18 protein-coding genes are annotated in these 20,779 nt (G+C 54.4%); 9 read left to right on the top strand and 9 right to left on the bottom strand.

Annotated features, from left to right (window positions below):
- Window positions 1–60: 60 nt before the first annotated feature.
- A complete protein-coding gene (locus tag G523_RS18235) occupies window positions 61–723 on the bottom strand; it encodes a metal-dependent hydrolase (protein ID WP_022694126.1) in 663 nt (220 codons plus the stop codon).
- A 175-nt stretch (window positions 724–898) separates the two neighbouring features.
- Between G523_RS18235 and G523_RS0105965 the strand changes: the two genes are divergently transcribed.
- The 3 genes from G523_RS0105965 (at window position 899) to G523_RS0105950 (ending at window position 4,108) form a co-directional block, all read left to right on the top strand.
- Window positions 899–1,633: a hypothetical protein gene (locus G523_RS0105965; protein WP_022694125.1), complete on the top strand. Its 735-nt coding sequence runs from the start codon at window positions 899–901 to the stop codon at window positions 1,631–1,633.
- Between the two features lie 76 nt (window positions 1,634–1,709).
- Window positions 1,710–2,063 carry a hypothetical protein gene (locus G523_RS20855; protein ID WP_155802597.1) on the top strand — a complete coding sequence of 118 codons (354 nt, stop codon included), beginning with the start codon at window positions 1,710–1,712 and terminating at the stop codon, window positions 2,061–2,063.
- 65 nt (window positions 2,064–2,128) lie between these two features.
- Window positions 2,129–4,108, top strand: a complete 1,980-nt coding sequence (locus G523_RS0105950; protein ID WP_022694122.1) for a TonB-dependent receptor plug domain-containing protein — start codon at window positions 2,129–2,131, stop codon at window positions 4,106–4,108.
- Window positions 4,109–4,341: 233 nt separating this feature from the next.
- On the opposite strand, the gene G523_RS0105945 is transcribed toward G523_RS0105950, so the two are convergent.
- Window positions 4,342–5,532, bottom strand: a complete 1,191-nt coding sequence (locus G523_RS0105945; protein WP_022694121.1) for a hypothetical protein — start codon at window positions 5,530–5,532, stop codon at window positions 4,342–4,344.
- 224 nt (window positions 5,533–5,756) lie between these two features.
- Here G523_RS0105945 and G523_RS0105940 point away from each other — a divergent pair, with 224 nt between their 5' ends.
- Complete coding sequence (locus tag G523_RS0105940; protein ID WP_022694120.1) at window positions 5,757–6,782, top strand: ribonucleotide-diphosphate reductase subunit beta; 1,026 nt, start codon at window positions 5,757–5,759, stop codon at window positions 6,780–6,782.
- A 37-nt stretch (window positions 6,783–6,819) separates the two neighbouring features.
- Here G523_RS0105940 and G523_RS18230 read toward each other — a convergent pair whose 3' ends face one another.
- Entirely contained in the window at window positions 6,820–7,887 is a 1,068-nt protein-coding gene (locus G523_RS18230; protein ID WP_022694119.1) for a substrate-binding domain-containing protein, read from the bottom strand.
- Window positions 7,888–8,161: 274 nt separating this feature from the next.
- Here G523_RS18230 and G523_RS18225 point away from each other — a divergent pair, with 274 nt between their 5' ends.
- Complete coding sequence (locus G523_RS18225) at window positions 8,162–9,358, top strand: type III PLP-dependent enzyme domain-containing protein (protein ID WP_022694118.1); 1,197 nt, start codon at window positions 8,162–8,164, stop codon at window positions 9,356–9,358.
- 81 nt (window positions 9,359–9,439) lie between these two features.
- Window positions 9,440–9,811, top strand: coding sequence for a VOC family protein (locus G523_RS0105925; protein WP_022694117.1), 372 nt, complete (start codon window positions 9,440–9,442; stop codon window positions 9,809–9,811).
- Window positions 9,812–9,816: 5 nt separating this feature from the next.
- On the opposite strand, the gene murI is transcribed toward G523_RS0105925, so the two are convergent.
- On the bottom strand, window positions 9,817–10,638 hold the full coding sequence (gene murI, locus G523_RS18220) for a glutamate racemase (protein ID WP_022694116.1): 822 nt from the start codon (window positions 10,636–10,638) through the stop codon (window positions 9,817–9,819).
- A 93-nt stretch (window positions 10,639–10,731) separates the two neighbouring features.
- Here murI and G523_RS20185 point away from each other — a divergent pair, with 93 nt between their 5' ends.
- Window positions 10,732–11,562, top strand: coding sequence for a hypothetical protein (locus G523_RS20185; protein WP_022694115.1), 831 nt, complete (start codon window positions 10,732–10,734; stop codon window positions 11,560–11,562).
- A 64-nt stretch (window positions 11,563–11,626) separates the two neighbouring features.
- On the opposite strand, the gene aguB is transcribed toward G523_RS20185, so the two are convergent.
- The 4 genes from aguB to speD all read right to left on the bottom strand — a co-directional run bounded on the left by aguB (window position 11,627) and on the right by speD (window position 17,825).
- Window positions 11,627–12,469: an N-carbamoylputrescine amidase gene (gene aguB / locus G523_RS0105910; RefSeq protein ID WP_022694114.1), complete on the bottom strand. Its 843-nt coding sequence runs from the start codon at window positions 12,467–12,469 to the stop codon at window positions 11,627–11,629.
- A gap of 3 nt (window positions 12,470–12,472) precedes the next feature.
- Window positions 12,473–13,501: an agmatine deiminase family protein gene (locus G523_RS0105905; protein ID WP_022694113.1), complete on the bottom strand. Its 1,029-nt coding sequence runs from the start codon at window positions 13,499–13,501 to the stop codon at window positions 12,473–12,475.
- A 327-nt stretch (window positions 13,502–13,828) separates the two neighbouring features.
- Window positions 13,829–17,059, bottom strand: coding sequence for a TonB-dependent receptor (locus G523_RS0105900; RefSeq protein WP_022694112.1), 3,231 nt, complete (start codon window positions 17,057–17,059; stop codon window positions 13,829–13,831).
- Window positions 17,060–17,351: 292 nt separating this feature from the next.
- On the bottom strand, window positions 17,352–17,825 hold the full coding sequence (gene speD, locus G523_RS0105895) for an adenosylmethionine decarboxylase (RefSeq protein WP_022694111.1): 474 nt from the start codon (window positions 17,823–17,825) through the stop codon (window positions 17,352–17,354).
- 235 nt (window positions 17,826–18,060) lie between these two features.
- Between speD and G523_RS18210 the strand changes: the two genes are divergently transcribed.
- Both G523_RS18210 and G523_RS0105885 read left to right on the top strand, forming a co-directional pair.
- Window positions 18,061–19,479 (top strand): ArnT family glycosyltransferase, encoded by a 1,419-nt coding sequence (locus G523_RS18210; protein ID WP_162141030.1) that lies wholly within the window; start codon window positions 18,061–18,063, stop codon window positions 19,477–19,479.
- Between the two features lie 71 nt (window positions 19,480–19,550).
- Window positions 19,551–19,991 carry a DUF3617 domain-containing protein gene (locus G523_RS0105885; protein WP_022694109.1) on the top strand — a complete coding sequence of 147 codons (441 nt, stop codon included), beginning with the start codon at window positions 19,551–19,553 and terminating at the stop codon, window positions 19,989–19,991.
- Between the two features lie 56 nt (window positions 19,992–20,047).
- Here G523_RS0105885 and msrA read toward each other — a convergent pair whose 3' ends face one another.
- Window positions 20,048–20,716 (bottom strand): peptide-methionine (S)-S-oxide reductase MsrA, encoded by a 669-nt coding sequence (gene msrA, locus G523_RS0105880; RefSeq protein WP_233347266.1) that lies wholly within the window; start codon window positions 20,714–20,716, stop codon window positions 20,048–20,050.
- Window positions 20,717–20,779: the final 63 nt, after the last annotated feature.

Here is a 20,779-nt window from a genome sequence, read left to right as displayed (position 1 = left end):
TTGGTGCCGGCTCTTCGCTGCACCGCGCACGGGATGACAATGAATGTGAAACAAAGTGGCCTAAACCGCCTCCCGCGTTCTGTCCGTCAGCCAGGCCAGAAACGCCAGAAGCGAATAGGCAAACAGCCCCATGACGGAGAAGACAAACGGCGTTGGCGGCACCTCAACCGGAATATGATTATAGGCCTGAAGCGCGATCATGAAGGCAAGAAGGGCAAAGGGCGCCCACACGCCCGCTTTGGTCTTCGGCTTGGTGCAGACCATGTAGAGCGCAAAACCGGCAAGGAGCAGCCCGCCTTCAACCAGCTGGCTCCACACCAGCGAATTCCAGAGCGCGAAGCCAACCATCGGCCCGCCCGGATAGAGCAGAAGATCGGGCGCATGGACGATGAGGTCCAAAAGCCAGTGAGAGAAGACCACCGCGCCGAAAATCAGCCCCGCTGAGAGCTTTCTCTCCCCTTTCCAGAACAGGCCATAAAGCGCCCCTGCCCCGATCGCCCAGATCATGCTACCCGGCAGGGAGTGGGTGTAGGGCATGTAATAGAGGTCCAGCATGGAGGCTTCCATGAAGTGCGGAATGACCCGCACTTTCTCCACGCCCAGCATAACGAGAATCGCCCAGCCAAAATCCACCAGCTGCGCGGCAATAAACACATGCCAGAGCGGTATGGCAGGCTTCAGCTTTCGCGCCGCAAATGCCGTCGAGTAATGGCCAATGAACATGTCTTCCCCCGATCTTTTCGCTGAAGAGTGCCTCAGGCTCGTTCATCACACCAGATGTGTTTTTCTCCGGATGCACATGACCTGAGGCGGACAGACACCCGATTTGCACACTCAATTTTGAGCTTATCGCAAATTCTGCTACAATTTATACGGTCTTTAGCGGGGGAGACAGCTGATGTTCCGGAAAGCAGTTCTAAGCAGCGTGTTGCTTCTGGCCGCCTGCGGGGGCGGCCCTGATCCACTGGAGCCGCAAACCTGTCAGGAACGCGTCGACGGTGTCTTTGCGCTACTGCGCTATGATAATGGCGCGGTCACATCCTACGAGTTTTCGGTGCGAACCGAATATGATGTGCCCGACATCAACATGCCCGAAGGCCTGAGGCTCGCCTTCGCAGACAATACAAAATTCGCCCTGACCGTCGATTTTGTTGGCTCGAACCTCGACTTTTCCGATGCCGAGCCCATCAAGATCAGCATGGAAGCGCCTCCGATATACGGTCTGTATGCGCCGGGCGCTTTCTCCTTCCATCATGATGGCCATGATGCATCCGCGCCATTCCTCGTAATGGACGCCGTAGACCAGAATAACAGCGCGGCTGAAGTCTATACGATCACCAAAGTCGCCACCACGTTCGAGCGCGCACCCGATCTAGACATGTATATTGATGGCGGCGCGACCGTTGCAACGCAGGCTCAGATGGCGCCCTTCACCGGGTGGCTCCTCAACGGGGCACCGGCGGAGATTGCTACTGATTTCTCAGCGAACTCACCGGGCTTTTCCAACGATGTCATCGCGTCATTTATAATGCCCGCGCCCGAACAGCACGCCGTGCGGACACATCTGAGAGCGGCCTATCAGGCAGCTGCCGAAGAGTATGATCGCGGACGGTGTTTCCCTGTGCGCCAATAATCTTTGCGAATGGCTTGCAAAACGACAGTCGGAATGCTAGCGATCTCTGCGCGGGTATCGTCACACGCAGAAATAAATGGCCTTCATGAAAATGCACTCAGTCATCGCTGCGTTGAGGATCGGGCTCGCCCTGATGTTTGCCGCTGTGATGATCGCAGCGCCGATTGCAGAAGCGAACCATACTGAGGCCGCGCCCGAAATTGTCTGCGAGCAGACCAGCCATGACAATCCCGAACAAAGCGCACCCGCAAACGAACATGACCACGAGCATCACCGGCACAATTGCGGCAGCTGCCATGTTCATATTCTGGCACGGGACAATGTTCCGCCTGTTTCAGAGCCGTACAGCCCGTCTACGCGATATCAATTGACTGCGGAGACGCTGGTAAACGGCGCAGCACCATCGCTATTCCGGCCTCCGCGCGCCTGAAACTGATGCCATCACCGCGCTCATTCAAGGCGCACTGATTCCAGTTTCAATACAGGTAAAATCTTATGCCTAAACATTTTCGCAGCACCGCTGCGGGTTTAACGCTGTGCGCGCTTCTGGCCGCACCAGCCTACGCTCAGGCCGTACACCCGGAAGACAGCGAACATCATGACGAAGAAGCCACCATGAATACGGTTGTCGTCACCACCACGCGCTCTGGCCGTGTCGCGCAGGACCAGTCCACGCGTATCGAAAGCATCAATCTCGAAGAAATCGAGGAAAAGGCGATTATGCGGCCGGGCAATATCGCGACCCTTGTCAACGAAACGGGCGGCATACGCGTGCAGGTGACCTCACCTGCGCTCGGCGCGGCCAATGTGCGCGTGCAAGGGCTTTATGGTCGCTATACCCAGCTTCTGGCAGACGGCTTGCCGCTCTATGGTGGTCAGGCCTCATCGCTGGGGCTCCTGCAAATCCCGCCAACTGATCTTCGACGCGTTGATGTGATCAAGGGCGCAGCCTCGTCGCTGTATGGCGGTTCTGCGCTGGGCGGAGTGATCAACCTGCTCTCACGTCTACCGGGCGATGAGCCTGAAGGTGAGGTTCTGCTCAATGCCACCTCTCGCAGTGGACAGGATCTGACCGGTTATTTCGCCGCGCCCGTCACAGACGAGCTCGGTACGTCACTCACGCTTGGTCTGCACCGTCAGGATAAAGTCGATTTTGATGGCGACGGCTGGATCGATATGCCCGGCTATGAGCGGGTGACCGCTCGTCCACGCCTGTTCTGGGAGAATGGCGAGGGCACAAACATCTATGCCACGCTCGGCCTGATGGCAGAAGACCGCGATGGGGGAACGCTGGACGGACGCGTTGCGCCTGACGGGCAGCCATTCATCCAGTCACAGGAGACGACACGAATTGATGGCGGCCTCATCGCCAACACAGAGCTTACCGACACCCTCTCAGCTCACCTGAGAACGTCGGCCATGGTCCAGAACCATGAGCACCAGTTTGGTGACGCGCGGGATGAGGACCGCCATGAAAGCTATCTTCTGGAAGCCTCTCTTTCCGGCGACCTTAACCGGCTCGATTGGGTGCTCGGCATCGCTTACCAGTCTGACCGTTTCCAGTCGGATACCTATCCTGCATTCGATTACACCTATGACGTGCCGGGCATTTTCGGCGAGGTGGATTACGATCTGAACGCAGACCTCACACTGTCGCTTAGCGGGCGGCTGGATGACCACAGCACATATGGCACGCAGTTCAGTCCACGCCTCTCGGTGCTATATCGCCCTGGCAACTGGACGTTCCGCGGCTCTGTGGCAGAGGGCTATTTTGCCCCGACCCCGTTCGTGGAAGAGATAGAGGCAGCTGGTCTATCGCGTCTATCACCGCTAAGCGGGCTACGCGAAGAAACGGCCCAGACGGCCGCTTTCGATGTTGGATACCGTTCGGGCTCTATAGAAGCCAATGCGACCTTCTTCGCCTCTAATGTAGACGGCGTGACAGAACTTGAACCCTTCTCTAGCCAGGCGGGTGGTTCGCTTGATCGGGTAGAACTCGTCAATTCGGACGGCACGTCGCAAATACGCGGTACCGAGCTCCTGCTCCGCTATATGTGGGAAGATTTCAAAATTACCGGCAGCTATCTCTTCGTCGATTCCAGCGAGCCGGACGGGCTGGGCGGGATACAAGATATAGCCCTCACGCCGCGCCACTCGGCTGGCATGGTTGCCATGTGGGAGCGGCACGGCGAATTCCGGCTGGGCCTTGAAATGTATTACACTGGCGAGCAACGCGTGGAAGACAGCCCTTACAGACTTCAAAGCGATAGCTTTCTGGATGTCGGACTACTCGGCGAAATCACCGTTGGCCCGGCAAGCTGGTTCATCAATGCGGAGAATATTCTGGATGTCCGCCAGACCCGTGAGGAGCCGATCCTGCTACCTGCGCGTGCGCCATCAGGACGCTGGACGACGGATATATGGTCGCGCAATGACGGCTTCATCATTAATGGAGGTGTCCGGCTCAGGTTCTGATCAACCGTTCTGAACTGGCAGCCCGTCAGCAAGGCGGGCTGTATTACGTGGATGAAGAAGCGCCTTGCAGGCGGCGTTTGAATTGCGCGGTCATAGAGAGGAGCGTCGAAACCATGTCACATAGACATCGCGCTTCTCGCTGACAGACTAGCCAACGCCAAAGCTTCTTAGCAGAAAAAGCTATTCTGACATCTGGAGACCGAACTCAACCGCTAAGCTCTGCGTTCTTTGTATCAAAGGTTTGTTTCGAGCATGCGTTCACCGTCTCTGGCGGAGAAACACAAGTACAGTTGATGCGAAGCTTGTCTCATTTCTTCATTGGGTCCAGATCCCAGGAAGAAATTCCAGCATTCTGACCGCTGTTTACGACAATAATCGCCCGCATCCAGTCGAATATCGACGCTGTAGACCCTGTCAGTTTGCATACCAAAAGATCCCGCACGTTCAGCGAAACACTGCCAAATCTCACTGCTGTTCAAATACTCTTCCGGTTCAGTCTTGGGTGGATCGATTGACGAGACGTCCATGCACGTATCCGGTAAAGCCAGAAGCTCATCGGGATTTCGCTCATACCGTGAACGCTGCATTCCTATGTTGCTTGCAAATATGCCGCCAAATCCGCGCCTGAAGATCGGCGTTCCCAAGATTGGAATGGTGACATTGATATACTCGGCACTATTCCGGTCGGCCAAAGTGATCATCCAGCCCCAACTCGGACGAGTTCTATTGAGCTGAAGAATGCCGCTTTTAGTAAGTTTAACATCAGGAAAAGATGCCGAGGCCCCAAACACTTTATCGCATTGCGGGAGGACAGACGCACAATATTCGCGAGCCAGATTTTTGGCTTCGAAATAATCCAATTCACCAGTTTTCGGCAGACTTTCGCGAAACGATTCGTGTGGCCGCGCCAGCATTTTCAACAATTCTTCTCGTAAAGCTGGAAGGATAGTCTCGATAAGTTCTGCCATTTCAGTGAAGCAACTCAGCAGGTCGTCCAACGTACCGTACACCCAGCGCATCGGTTCACGATCAAATAATTCGAAAATCGAACTGCGATAAACAATGCGCTCTTCGGCATCACTCCTACAGATCAATTTGAGACCGAACTCTTTTCCAACACCGTAGCCAAATATTTTCTCGACTTCGAACATCAGCCATGCCGTGTCCGAGATTTCCATTCGGAACAAGAAATTATCACCTGCTTTGCGCTGAAACTTTATTTCTGGCAGGTATTCTTTCATGAACCGCTTCAGTTCTGCCGGAAAGTTCACTCTGCCTTTGCCTCGTCCCGACACATAGTCGTCAAATCTGACAGCCCCACTGTTGTGATGTGCATTTTTAACATCCCCAAGTCGTCGCTTTTTCTTGCGCATATGGGCTGCAACCGTAGAGATAATGTAGTTTGATCGCTCGAAGTCAGTCATACAGAATTCTCCGTGGTCATCCGCTATGAGAACTGGCGGTCAAGGTATACTTGATCATGACCGTCGAAAACATTTGAATCCATATCCCAGAATTGGAGGGGCCAAACTTATCCACAGACAGAGGTTAACAGTGGAAAACATCTGGCTACGACACACCATCACTTGCGTGATTTTAACAAGAGGCGCACTATATCTTGTAGTTAACGCGACTCGTGGAGCACATCATGGCAGACGGCCTCATCACCGGCAAACCGGGACTCCTAATTCCTTCAAAGGCTTACAAGCCTTTCCGATATCCTTGGGCCTATGATTTCTGGAAGAAACAGCAGCAGGTTCACTGGATGCCGGAAGAGGTTCCGCTGGGTGAAGACTGTAAAGACTGGGCGGTCAAGCTGAACGATAAGGAGCGCAACCTCCTGACGCAGATTTTCCGTTTCTTCACGCAGTCCGACGTGGAAGTCGGCGCGAACTATATGGAAAACTACATGCCTCTGTTCAAACCGACAGAGGTGTCCATGATGCTGTCATGCTTCTCCAATATGGAGACGATCCACATTGCGGCTTACGCGCTGCTTCTGGAAACCATCGGCATGCCGGATTCTGAATTCTCCGCCTTCATGGAGTATGAGGAAATGGCTGCCAAGCATGACTATCTGGGTCAGTTTGGTTGTGAGTCGTATGAAGACATCGCCACATCCATGGCTGTCTTCGGCGGCTTCACTGAGGGTCTGCAGCTGTTTGCGTCTTTCGCGATGCTGATGAACTTCCCGCGCTTCAACAAAATGAAGGGCATGGGACAGATCGTGACCTGGTCTGTGCGCGATGAGTCACTTCACTGCGAAGGCATGATCAAGCTCTTCCACACCTTCTGTGATGAGACAGGAATTATGAACGACACGCTCGCAGAGCGTATCACCGAGGCCTGCCGCACAGTGGTTATGCTGGAAGACAAATTCATCGAGCTGGCCTTCGAGGCCGGTGAAGTTGAAGGCATGACGCCGCACGATATCCAGCAATATATCCGCTATATCGCTGACTGGCGCCTCGGACAGCTCAAGCTGAAGCCGATCTTCGGTGTCGACAAACACCCTATTCCTTGGCTGACGGAAATCCTCAACGGTGTTGAGCACGCAAACTTCTTCGAAGCGCGCGCAACCGAGTATTCCAAAGGCGCGACGCAAGGCGACTGGCATGGCGATGCAGGCGTCTGGTCCCGCTTCGATAAATCAAAGCTTCCGGCTGCCGAATAAGGCTTGTAGAAATCGAAACCGGATTACCGCCCGGCCCTTAAGGGTCGGGCGTTTCTGATTGCGAAATCGTCAATACGTTTGCCCGATCATCCAGCGAAAGCGGGATCAACCCGACCTCGACCAGATAGCCGCCCTCACCCATCGCAACATCTGAGAATAGCTCGTCCAGAAACGGGCGAAGCGCAGGCACTTGCTCGATATGGCTACGCTTCACATAGAGGAAGAGTGAACGCGAAACGGCATAATCGCCGCTCATAATGGAAGCCTCGTCGGGCAGTGTGCCATTGACCGAGGCCGGTTTTACGCGGTCGCTGCTTTGCTCAAGATAGGAATAGCCGGCAACGCCAAGCGCAGACGGGCTACGGATTAGCGCCTGCACGATTTGTGTGTCGTTTTCACCGGAATCCAGCCAGTGCCCATCTGTGCGGATTGTATGCGCTACGGCATTATAGGTTTCGGCGTCACTCTCACGCAGATCGACAATCTCCGGCAGACGCAGCGCGCCGCGCTCCAAGACAATCTCAGTAAAGGCATCGCGCGTGCCCGATGTCGGTGGAGGGCCGTACACCTCGATCCGCATATCCGGCAATTCGGGATTGATCTCCGACCAGAACTGGTAAGGGTTCGCGGCAAGACCACGCCGTGTTGGAACGGTCTTCGCGAGGGCCAGAAAGATCTCGCGGTCCGTGAGCTCGATCTCCGGCCCGTTGAGCGCATTGATCAGCACAATACCGTCACTGCCAAGCGGCAATTCCAGAAAGTCTGACACGCCATTGCTCGCGCAGTATTCTTGTTCGCTCTCTGTCATGCGCCGAGATGCTGTCGCGATAGAAATCGTATCGGGGCCATCACCTTCACAAAACAGGCGAATGCCGCCACCCGTGCCGGTCGTCTCGACAATCGGGACCCGGTATTCGCTGGTGGCGCCAAAATACTCTGCAGCCCGCGTCACAAAGGGCGCAACGGTTGAGCTGCCCGCAATGACGATCCGTTCGTCTGTGCGACCAGCATCCACGCCGCTACCGGCAGACGGTTCGCACGCAGCAAGACAGAGCATCAACCCCAGCCCAGCTGCAAAACTTGCCTTGCCCGTGAAAAATTTCATAGTCTTACTCAAAGCCCGCATATCTCGCAGAGTGCCCGTCACGCCGGAACATTCGGCCCGACAAAAACGTTCCTTCTACACAATAACTGGCTGAAGCGGCGTGAAATATTCGTGTCAGGTGAATTTTACGGTTTACTCGGGGGTCGTGAATCATTATGTGCACCGTTCCGGCGGACATCGGATCCATGTTCCTTTCCCTGCGAAAGCAATATAGGTCGACGGCCGCACTAACGCCGGTTTGGGTTTGAAACTTAAACACGGGGGTATTTGTGTCATGACTTCCTACGACACACCCTGGGACCTGGTCCGGCATGAGGATACCGACCGGCCCATTGCTTGCAATCGCCCGCATCTGCTTCGTCAGGCGGCGCAATGGTTCTCCACGAACTTTAAAGGCCACGCACTCTACGCAGTGAAAGCCAACCCTTCTGCATGGGTGCTCAAAGAGCTCTATGCGAATGGCATCACGCATTTCGACGCTGCATCCATGCGCGAAGTCGAAGCGGTCGCCCGTCTCTGCCCGAATGCAGAGATCGCGTTCATGCACCCGGTGAAATCCCGCAAAGCAATTACAAGCGCGTATTTCGATTACGGCGTCCGTACTTTCTCTTTCGACTGCATGGAAGAAGCAGAGAAAATCTTCGCTGCCACTGGTGAAGCTGAAGACCTAACACTTGTCCTGCGCGTCGGCGTATCAAACCAGGGTGCGGAAATGCCGATCGATGGCAAATTTGGCGCAAACGCGACTGACACGCCAGACATTCTGCGCGCTGTTCGTCCATATGCTGAACGTCTCGGCATGAGCTTCCACCCTGGCAGCCAGTGCATGGACCCTTACGCATGGTCAGTTCATTGCGAGCACCTCTCCCGCCTCATTCTTGAAGCAGATGTTGCCGTCGACATTATCGATGTCGGTGGTGGTTTCCCTGTTGCCTATCCGGGCAAAGAGCCGCCTCCAATGCACCTGTTCACGGATGCGATCCACGAAGCCTTCGCAGCTATGCCTGTCGCAAAAGACGCAGAGCTCTGGTGTGAGCCGGGCCGCGCGCTTGTTGCAGAGAGCAGCTCCATTCTGACTGAAGTCACATTGGTTCGCGGCAACTCTGTCTACATCAATGACGGCGCATTCGGCACGCTCTATGACGCAGCTCATTGCGACTGGACCTATCCGACACGTCTGATCCGCAACGGCTCCAAACCGTCAAAACGCCTCAAAGCGTTCCGTCTGTTTGGCCCGACGTGTGACTCATCTGATGTCGTTCAGGGCCCGATCTTCCTGCCGGAAGATATCGAAGAAGGCGACGTGATCGAAATCGGTATGCTGGGCGCTTATGGCGTGACAATGCAGACCCGTTTCAATGGCTATGGCGAAGCGCGCGATCTGATCACAAACGACACGCCATGGCAGTCTGTTTTCTCGAAAAAACAAGTGCTTGCGGACGCTGACTGGTACTCCACGTCAAAAGAGTGAACACTGTTCACAAATAATTTATTACGCCGCGAAAGCCGCTTCATCTACCCTCTCCTGAGGTCACATACAGGAGAGGGAAATATGATCGGTTATCAAATGGTGGGCACGAATGATGTCCATAAAGCCGTTGAATTCTACAACCAGCTCATGCCAGTACTCGGCGCAAAACCTGCCATGAAATTCGGTGAACACGGCCAAGGCTATGCCTTTGCTTCAGGCCAGCTTTTTGCCGTAAACACGCCGGGCAATAATGAACCTGCGACGATCGGCAATGGCCAGATGACGGCCTTCAAGGTCGACTCGCCGGACATCGTCGCCGCAGCTCACGATAAAGCACTGGAACTTGGCGGTACGTGCGAAGGCGAGCCGGGCCCACGCGGCGAATTCGGCGACTTTAGCTATTTCCGCGATCTGGACGGCAACAAACTTGCTGTCTTCTACATGAAGGGCTGATCAGCCTAGAGCCAGTCAGTCGGGTTTATCGTCTTGAAGTCGGTGAACCCGAACCGGCCGGAGGCCGCCACCAGCCGCTCCATAGATGGCGATGCACCCGTAGTATAGAGTTCGCCTCGCTCGACATTCCCGGCTTCAGATTTCATCGCGTTTTCAGGGAGCAGGCTCAGCACCCGCCTTGCAATGGCTTCACCTGAATCAACGAGTTGGACGCCCGCGGGCACGAGCGCCGACAAGCGCTCACGAAGCAACGGGAAATGCGTGCAGGCAAGCACGATGATATCGATGGCGTCTCCACCGAGCTGCAGGATCAACTGGTCCAGAACGCTTTTGAGTTCCGCATCAGAAACCGGCTCACCGGCGGCAAAACGTTCTGCCATTTCCACAAGCTCAACGCTTCCGTACGTGAGGACGCGTTTCTCACGTGCGAATTCGTGGATGAGTGCATCCGTATAAGCGCGCCTCAACGTGCCGGGCGTCGCGAGCACGCCGATTGTTCCGGTTTGCGTTTTCAAAGCCGCCGGTTTGATCGCCGGAACAGTCCCGACAACCGGTATATCGATAACTGCCCGCACAATTTGTAGCGCAAGCGTGCTGGCGGTATTGCAGGCAATCACAAAGATATCCGGCGCTGTTGCATCGATCAGTCCACGCGCGATGGCGGGAATACGACGCGTCAGTTCTGCATCGGATTTGTTTCCATAGGGAAAGAAGCCCGTATCCGCCGCATAAGATACGCGCCCTGAAAAGCCCTGTTTTTCAAGTTCAGATACAACAGTCAGGCCACCCATGCCTGAATCAAACACTAAACAATGGGGCGTCTTCATTTCGCACTCGCAAACTTCATTTAGACTGAATTATTGTGCAGTGCACAATAATATGTTATACCTAGCGTAGATAACTGAGAGGTGATACAAATCATGTTGTTTCCGACATTTGTACGCGATGCAAACAAAACCGCGACTACACTCATGCAGGCGGCTTTTGATAACATGCGCGCCACTCAAGAAACCATGGAACGCCAGCGCGAACTGGCGACGAAAATTGAAATGCCATGGAAGGTTAGCTGGAGCAAAGGCCCGATGCCAATGCCGAATGTCAGCTACACCGCCTCTTCTGCTGATAGCACGCGCGAAGCCTTCCACCTGATGGCTGATGCAAACATGAAGGCCTGGGAAAATGCTGCTGTGGCCTATGCCGCGCTGCCAGGCTGGATGAAAATGCCGTACAAAATGCCCGGCGAATTCTGGTCCAAATGGTTTGATCAATGGCAGGACGGCAAGTTTGACGCGATGTCACCTGCCAGCATGGACACCGTTATGGCGACGATGACTGCTGCGGCGAAGAAATGCGCGGATCAGGTCGAACTCGTAATGACGCCTCCTGAAGCACCTGCAGAAGACACGGTTGAAGATACCGCTGAAGCGGCTGTCGAAGAAGTCGTGGAAGCGTTCAAAGACGTAGAGGACACAGCCGAGGAGATCGTCGAAGACACGGTTGAAACCGTCTCCGACATGCCAATGCTTCTGGAAGCGGCCGAAGGCGAAGCCGACGACCTCACCCAGATCAAAGGCATCGGCCCGAAACTGAGCGCTGTTCTGAACGATAAGGGAATTTACCACTTCAGCCAGATTGCAGGCTGGACGCCTGAGAACATTGCATGGCTGGACGAAAAGCTGTCTTTCAAAGGCCGTGTGCAGCGTGAAGGCTGGGTTGAGCAGGCGCAGAACCTTCTCAAACTCTCTGCGTAGTCAGACAGTCAGACCTAAAAAACGAAAAGCTCCCGACCTCAGGTCCGGGAGCTTTTTTAATGCCCTATTTCAGAAGGTCGCCATAGAGCTCCGGTCGCCGGTCACGGAAAAAACCCCATGCCGACCGGTCACGCTGAAGAAACTCCAGATCGAGTTCTGCCATTAAAACCACTTCTTCAACCTTACCCGCTTCGATAATCATCTCGCCGGCCTGATCCGCAATGAAGGAGCTTCCATAGAAAAGCTGGCCTTCTTCCACGCCAATCCGGTTTGCCGCCGCGACTGGCATGCAGTTAGAAACTGCATGACCCTGCATTGCGCGCTGCCAGCGTTTGGCCGTATCGAGCGCCGGATTATGCGGCTCAGACCCGATAGCCGTTGGATAGAGCAGGATCTCAGCACCCTTGAGCGCCATGATACGGGCCGCTTCCGGAAACCATTGATCCCAGCATACGCCAACACCGAGTTTAGCGTATTTGGTATCCCAGACTTTGAAACCGGTATCGCCAGGACGGAAGTAAAACTTCTCCTGATAGCCCGGGCCGTCCGGAATATGGCTTTTACGATAAATACCCATTTTCTCGCCGCCGGCGTCGATCATAACCAGCGTATTGTATGTATGCGGACCATCGCGTTCGAATACTGATAGCGGCAGTACGACATCCAGCTCTTTCGCCAGCGCCTGATAATGCGCAACGGCCGGATGGGTAATGATTGGACGCGCCAGATCAAAACGCTCCTCTTCCTGCGTCTTGCAAAAATAAGGCCCTTCGATGAGTTCTGGTGTCAGAATAATCTGCGCACCCTGACCGGACGCTTCACGGATATGCCCGGTCAAAGTTTCCAGATTGGTCTCCAGCGAGCCACCAAGCTCACACTGAACGACACCAAGCTTTACAACCGACATTTATTAACCCTTTGAAACAGCAGGAATTTGCTGAGAAATGCAGTGAAACGCGCCGCCGCCCGTCAAAATCGCCTGCGCAGAAGAGGCGATCACCTCACGGCCGGGGAAGAATGGCTTCAGCGCCTCAACGGCGTCATAACCGCGATCATTATATATCGGCACAATAACAGCCTGATTGGTGATCACAAAATTCATATGGCTGGCCGGCATCACGCCTCCCTCATCATCGAGCACACGGCCCGGAGACGGAATTGTTGTGACGGTCAGCGCTTCACCATTCGCGCCGCGCCAGTTTCGCAAATCAGTCTCTACAGCTTTAAGGCGCTCCGCATGCGGATCATCCGGCTGCGGCGCCTGACAGAGCGCGTGGCCCGGCGCCACAAAGCGCGCAATGTTGTCTACATGGCTGTCTGTATGGTCGTTCAGAAGACCATCTTTCAGCCAGATAATATGCTCAACGCCGAACGCATCTTTAAGGCGCGCTTCAGCGATCTCTCGCGTCCAGCCTTTATTGCGGTTCACGTTAAGCAGGCAGTCTTCCGTTGTCAGAAGGTGGCCCGCCCCGTCGAAATCCACGCTGCCGCCTTCGAGGATGAAATCAAAACGCTTCATATCGTGAGCAAGGCGTTCAGACAGCGCCTCGGAAAGCTCTGAATCGCCCTGATAGACGTATTTGCCGCCCCAGCCATTGAAGCGGAAGCTGCGCGCGTGGAGCTTGCCTCCATCACGGGAAAAGATCGGCGCGGTATCCCTCACCCAGGTATCACCGCAAGGCAAATTGATAATCTCAGCACCCGGAACCATTCTTCGCGCGGCCGCTTCAGCAACCTGCCCGTCAACAACGAGCACAATTTTTGTCGCCTCGCCCACATAGCTCTCGCCCGCATTGATGAGATGCTTTGCCAAAGAGGCAACTTCCTCGCGGGCGGCCTCAAAAGGCTCTTCCCACGGGGCTGGATGAGATGGCCAGCCGATCAGGAGACGCTCTTGTGGCGCCCATTCAGGCGGGAGTTTCGGGATAATTTCAGTCATTTCGCGCACATATCACTAAACGCTACAAGCGCAAGTGAAATTACATGTTCGGTATGTGCTCGGACGCGTTGTGCACTTCGTTTACCGTCCTGCGCCTGCACAGTCGTTTGGGTGGTAATTTCGTTTCTTCTCGCGAACTTTCGTTCGCAAAATTTGCGCTCACGCCGCGCCGCGGCTCCGCGAGAGCGGGCATACGCCCGTCTGCCGTTCGGCCTCTGTAAGAAAGACAGCCTTGAGCGCGCTCTATGCGAAATGAAATTTCGCGAGAGCAAAACAAAAAAGAGCGGCCGAAGCCGCTCTTTCTCAATTCTTATCCGAAACGGGTTCTTAGAACTCGTAACGTGCACCAAGCTGGATCTGCCAGAGAGACTGGTTCAGATCTTCAAGGTTGTTGATATTGCTTGCCAGACCGAGGTTTGCGTCATCAGCAGTGCCAAATACTCCGTCTGCACCAACGCCAGTACCGTATACAAACTGGCCGTTGTCGATAGCACCAACAACCACGTCGCGCTCATACTCATACTCAGTACGAGAGATACGGCCCCAATCGTCATTCAGCAGGTTACCAAGGTTCTCGATGTCAACAAAGAAGAACGAACGGTGACCGTCGAGAACGCCAGGGAATTCCTGCTCGAAACGGAGGTCGATGATTGTAGACCAGCGAGAGTTGTCACCGTTACGTTCTGCGATGCCACCAGCGTACTGAGCAAGCTCGGAGCTGTTGATGTAATCGAAGAACGCTTGTTGAGTCGCAGCATCACCGCCGAAAGACGCTGAAGAGAACAGCGGATCGGATGGGCCTGATGGGACGTACAGAAGGTGACCCGCATCATCAACCGCACTTTCGATACGGCAGCGACCACCGCCCTGGAACACACAATTGTTATTCTCTGAGAAAGTATAAGAGTAAGGCTGTCCTGAACGACGTGTCGCGAACATAGAGACAGTCGTCGGGAAGTTCTCAACAAACTCACGCTCATAGCTCAGACGCAGTTTGAACAGATGCTCAACCTGGAAGTTTGATGTACCAGCTGTCGGCGTGATGTAATCAAAGCGAGCAGAGTCAGAGAAGTTAGACGTTGCCGTTGAAGACGTGCCGCCACCAATGTCTTCGACATCCTGATGTGTGTAGCTTGCGAAGAGATCGAAGCCGTTGTCGAACTCTTTGTCTACAGACACAGCGTAGAGCAAGCTCTCACCAATGTCAGCGCTGTTCACGACAATGTCGTATGTGGGGCAATCGTATGTGTTGCGACCATCAGGGGCTGTACCATTTACGGTACAGCTTGGAACTGTCCAGTAAGGCGCGTTCTCATAATCGTTGTAAAGAACATCGAACGAGAACGTCCAGTCTTCAGATGTGCCCAGGTCAATATTGTAAGCAAAACCGAGGTTCGCTTTCAGCGTGGACGGGATTTCGAAGTCTGGGTGAAGCGCGTTCACCTGGCCGTCTGGCGCACCAGAAGCAAGTGCCGCAAGGTATTCCGGCTGGATGTACTGGCCAGTTGCCGCATCCGGAGATGTTGGCAGGTATGGCGTAACACCCGTGAAGTCACCGCTTTCAACACCGTCGGAGATAACGCCATCGTTGGAGTAGCTGTTAGATACCCAAACAGTTGGCGCACCGCCAGAGAAGCGACCGATACCACCGCGAACGGTGAGGTTATCCATTGCATCCCAAGTGAAGCCGAAGCGCGGCATGAGAACATCCAGACCGTCAAGGTCTGTTGTGTTTGTATAGCCATAGCGAGACTGGAAGTTAGCGTTTTCGCGGATAGAACCTTCAGATTCGTACCAGTCGTAACGCAGACCACCGAGGAGTGTCAGCGTTGGAGAAACGTTCCACTCATCCTGAATGTATAGAGAGTTAACGTTGTAACCCCAGATCGCGCGGAGGTCGTTTTCGTCGTTTGTGATCGCGTTGTTGTAAGTGACTTCAAACGGTGTGTTGTTCTGGAAGTCCGCGATCGTCGCGAAACCGTAAGTACCCTCAGAGTTCTGAGCGAACAGGTTGTTTACGTCGACTTCTTCACGCTCGAAACCGAATTGGAACGCATGGTCACCATAGATGTACGTCGCGAGCGCTTTGTACTGAGTGAATTCCTGGTCAAGAGAGTTACCATGACGGAAACGGTCAGGACCAAATGCGATTACAGAATCGCCCTGTGAACCGAGGCCACCGATGGAGATTTGTGGAAACTCAGCACCGAGGAGTGAGTCCTGGCCAGTTGCCTGTGTCGTTGTCGCGTATTTGAACTCCGTAGAGAAGTTCGGTGTCCAGTCAGAATAAACGTGAGCAATCCACGATTCGATCACTTCTGAACGATTGTACCATGAAGACGGGAATGCAACGTCAGCGCCCTGAACGAAGTTGTTGCCGTTCTGCTCGACGATAGAAGCACCATCAGTGTTGATGTATGTCAGGCGTGCACGGTGCTGGTCAGTGATGTTCCAGTCAAGGTTGACGAGGATTTTGTCATCTTCAACCGGCGGAACGCCAGAGAATGAACCAGTGTCGAGGCCGTATACAGACTGAGCAATCTGAGAAATTTGCTGAGCTTCGGCTGCTGTGATGTCGACTTCGTTCAGCGCGCCGGAACCCTGTGGGCCGCGTCGGAATGCTGCAGACTCTTCAAAATGCTCGTAAGCAACAAAGAAGAAGAGTTTATCTTCAATGATCGGACCACCGAGCGTGAAAGCATAGCCTTCTTCATCGAATGTACGGTTGACAACGCGGTCACCGATACGGTCGCCAGCCATGCTGTCGTCAGTTGTGAAGTAGCTCAGGGAACCGTGGAATTCGTTAGTACCAGACTGGGTAACAGCGTTGATTGTACCGCCAGTAAAGCCGTTGAACTGTGTGTCGTACGGTGCGGTTTCAACCTGCAGAGACGCAATAGCGTCGTAAGGGATTGGCGAACGTTGTGTCGGGTAGCCGTTAGAGTTGAGACCGAAGCGGTCGTTCAGCGCAATACCGTCAATCGTAAGGGAGTTGAAACGGTTGTTTGCACCCGCGATGGAAAGCTCTTTACCGCCACCAGACTGAACATTGATAGACGCGAACGGGTCGAGCTGAGCTGCGTCAGCGATGTCGCGGTCGATAGAAACAACACGGCCAAGTTCTTCAAGACCAAGGTTTGTAGAGATACCTGTGTCGAGATAGCCAGCTGCAATTGCAGGCGCTGTAACTGTAACAGCGTCGAGTGTGCGCTCTTCAGAAACCGGAAGGCTCAGGTCGAGCGTTTCATCGATGTTCAGGTAAATGTCGGTAACTTCCGTTGTACGGATGTCAGCCCCTGAGATCGTGACAGTGTAAGGACCACCAACGCGCAGGTTACGCGCAGAGTAGATACCGTCAGTGCTCGTCAGCGCTGAAGACGTTGTACCTGTTGGCTCGTGAACGACGATAACCGCCGCGCCTGAAACTGGTGCGCCAGCTTCTGTTGTGATCGTACCACGAATTGTAGACGTGGTGACCTGCGCGTACGCAGGAACGGCTGATGCAGCTGCCAGAGCAGCAAGAGCAACACCGCCTTTGAACATTTTCCAGTTAAACATGTGATTCCCCTGTTGATCACGCAACGCAGTCCGCGTGACACGTTTGGCGGCCTCTAAAGGCGACTGATGACGCTTAAATGACGCGATTGCAAAGCTTTTGTGACAAGCGTGTGCGCTGCAGCATAACTTTCCCAATTGCGTCTTTATGGTCACACCCCCATGCCGCTAAAACTGTGTAACGGGAAAAATAAAAGCCGGGCAAGACTGCCCGGCTTCATAGTTAACGACATGTTAACTTTTAATCAGCGGCTGCTGATTTCTGGTCACACTCTGCGCGTGTCTTTTCGGTCCGTTAGACGGTCAGACCGCGGCGGTGCTCTGTCAGACCAACCCGTGACGGGTTGAAAGCCTCTTTCAGCGCTTCGATCGTTCGGTGTGGCTGTGCGGCACCGCACATGAACACATCAACCGCAGCAAAGTTACGCTCTGGCCAGGTATGGATGGAGATATGGCTCTCGGACAGGACGATCACGCCGGACACACCATTGTTTGGTGTAAAGACGTGGAAGTCTGAGCTGAGAATTGTAGCGCCAGCACGAACGGCAGCGTCACAAAGTGAATTTTCGATATGAGCTGGGTCGTCAATTCGGGACACATCCCACAGATCGATGATCAGGTGGGTACCAGCAAACTCGACACCATCGCGTTTGATGAAAAAGTCGAGACGCTCTTCTTCGCCTGCCGCATCAGATCGCTGTTCCGATGCGGCCAGCTCCTGTTCGACGTTATCTTCTAGATCCGGCTCTACCGGGACTCCATATGCCATAGCCATAAACCTTGTATTGCAGGACCCTCGCGGCCCCGGTGTAATGGAGCGGCGGAAATAATCATTTTAGGCTTGCCATGCAAGCTTGATTTTCACAGTGTCCCGCAAAAAATTACCCATGTCACGGGTAGCGGAGAAAAGCGTGTTTTCTGCAGACAAGTCAGTGCAAACTGACTGGAAAAAAATCTTTATTATATTCAGCGTTATACTGCTGCTTCTCCGCTTGATTGCGCTGATGTTTTCGACGCTGAATCTGAGTGTCGATGAAGCACAATACTGGCGCTGGTCGACCGAGTTTGACTGGGGTTATTATTCCAAACCACCGATGATCGCATGGATTATTGGTCTTTCAACGAGCATTTTCGGGCATGATGAATGGGCGATCCGCCTGCTTGCACCCTTTCTCCACGCGACAACCGGCACATTCCTGTTTCTGGCTGGGCGCCGCCTCTGGTCAGAGAAGGAGGGATTCTTTGCTGCCGCCATTTATCTCACCATGCCAGGTGTCTGGCTGTCGTCCACGATCATTTCGACGGACGCTGCGCTTCTCATGTTCTGGAGTGCAGGCCTTTATGCGCTGACACGCCTGCGCGACCAACAGAACCTGACGAACGCAGCCCTGCTCGGCATCGCAATTGGCCTTGGGTTTCTCTCTAAATACGCGATGGTCTATTTCCTGATCGGTCTGGCGCTTGCGCTCCTCTTCGATCAGGCGAGCCGCCGCGCTCTTCTTTCGCCGCGCGGCGCCGTCACCGCGCTGGCTGCAGGTCTTATCCTCACCCCGCATGCCCTCTGGAGCCTTGGCAATGGCTTCAAAACTATCGGTCATACTGCTGATAACGCCAACTGGGGCGGGGACATGTTCAATCCGGACGAGTTCTTCACCTTCTTCTTTGACCAGTTTGGCGTGTTTGGCCCGGTGAGCTTTGGCCTGCTTGTAACCTTCTTCATCCTGTTTGCCCTGTCACGAACACAGCTGCACAGCGACACACGCGCCAGACTACTTCTCGGTTTTGTGCTGCCGCCTTTGCTGATCATTCTGGTTCAAGCTTTTCTCAGCCGCGCGCACGCTAATTGGGCCGCAACCGCCTATCCGGCAGCTGCGATCCTGATCGGCGCGTGGGCAGTTCACGGCAGCGGACGCCTGCGCGCCATTCTGATGACGGGCATCGGCTTCAACCTACTACTCGGCTTTTTTTATTTGGGCGCGCTTGTTGCGCCACCTGCCGTGGTCAATGAGGCTGGTCTTGCAAACGGCTTCAAGCGCGTTCGCGCATGGCCGGAAACGATTGAGCGCGTGAATGCCATCGCCACCGAAATGGGCGCGACATCCATCATCGTGGACGAACGCGAAATCTGGCACGGCCTCGACTATTATGGGCGCGACGGCGTGATCGATATTCCGCTGCGGTCATGGCAGATTGCAGGCGTTCCGCAGAGCTTCTCTGAAGAGACACCGATTTCTGATTCAGATGCTGAAAACGCTCTGGTTCTGAATTTCCGCCCATCGCATCTGGAACGCTTGCGAGGCGACTTCGACACGTTCGAAGAAACAGGCGAGCTGGTGATTGATCTTGGCGGCGGGAAAGAGCGTCGCTTTACCCTCTTCCGCGCATCCGGTTTTGATCCGGCGCCACGCGACGGAAACGAATAGCAGCGCGCCGGTATCTTTCTACCGGCGTTTCCCTTAGGGTCGCGGCTGACGCTTTCAAAAAGGGGATCCTCATGAAGCTTTTGTCGACCGGCCTCGCCGCAGTTTTCCTTCTCGGCGCCGCGTCTGCTCACGCAGAAGAAATCGCGCTCAATCCGGGCCAATGGTCCTTCACGCAGGAAGGTGCGGTTACGGTAATGGGCAACACGATGCCAATGCCGCCGGAGAACAATCTGGAATGCATAACCGAAGAAGAAGCAGCCTTTGACCCGGATGAGTTTCGTCAGGATGGTTGCGAGATCACGGCGATTTCTGAAACATCCACCCGACATGAATACGCGATGGTCTGCGAGTCTCCGGAAATGAGCATGTCCGGCGATCTGGTCATAGAACTTGGCGATGGCGGCAACAGCGCATCAATTACATCCAACATGTCTGGTCAGGGACCAGGCATGGGTGAGATGACAGCGGTTCTGATGATCGAAGCTGAACGCGTTGGTGAGTGCTCTGAGTAAGGCCTTACCAATAACCGGATAAGAAAAAGACGAGGCCTTCGCCTCGTCTTTTTTATTTAGTGGCCTGCATGATCAGGCGCTGGTGTATTTGCCCAGACCTCGTCAATGCGCTGGTCGCGGCCACACCGCGCGCGATAGAACTCATAGCGCTGACGGTTCTCGCGGTAGTAATTCTGGTGATAGTCCTCAGCCGGCCAGAAGGTTTCCTGATCGATGATCCGGGTCACGATTGGCGCAGGCAATGTGTCTCCCTCAACCAGCTCCGCCAGAGAGGCTTCCGCAATCGCGCGCTCCTGAGGTGTCTCTACGAAAATCGCCGTACGATAGCTTGGGCCGGTGTCGCAGAACTGGCCATTCGGATTGGTCGGATCAATCGTGCGCCAGTAATAGTCCACCAGCTCGTCGAATGTGACGACGCTTGGATCATAGATTACGCGCACAGCTTCGTAATGGCCCGTATTGCCGCGTGTCACTTGCTCATAGCTTGGGTTGGCAACACTGCCGCCAGTATAGCCAGAAATCGTTTCAAGCACGCCGTCGACCTTGTCGAAATCGGCTTCAGTGCACCAGAAACATCCACCCGCAAAAACGACATCTGCCTGAGAAACCGCTACTGGCGTGTCGCTGTTCTGATCAGCGCCTGCTTGCGTGAAAACTGTGATGGTTGTCGCCGCCAGTCCGGCAGCAATCGCAACCGCGAAATTCTTTGGGATACGCATACTCATTCCCATTTACCCGATAACCGCAGGTCTGATTTTTCGCGCCTGCGTATTTTTGTGGTTCGTATT

The sequence above is a fragment of the Ponticaulis koreensis DSM 19734 genome (assembly GCF_000420665.1).
Taxonomy (GTDB): Bacteria; Pseudomonadota; Alphaproteobacteria; order Caulobacterales; family Hyphomonadaceae; genus Ponticaulis; species Ponticaulis koreensis.
This window is presented reverse-complemented; position numbering and strand designations above follow the sequence as displayed.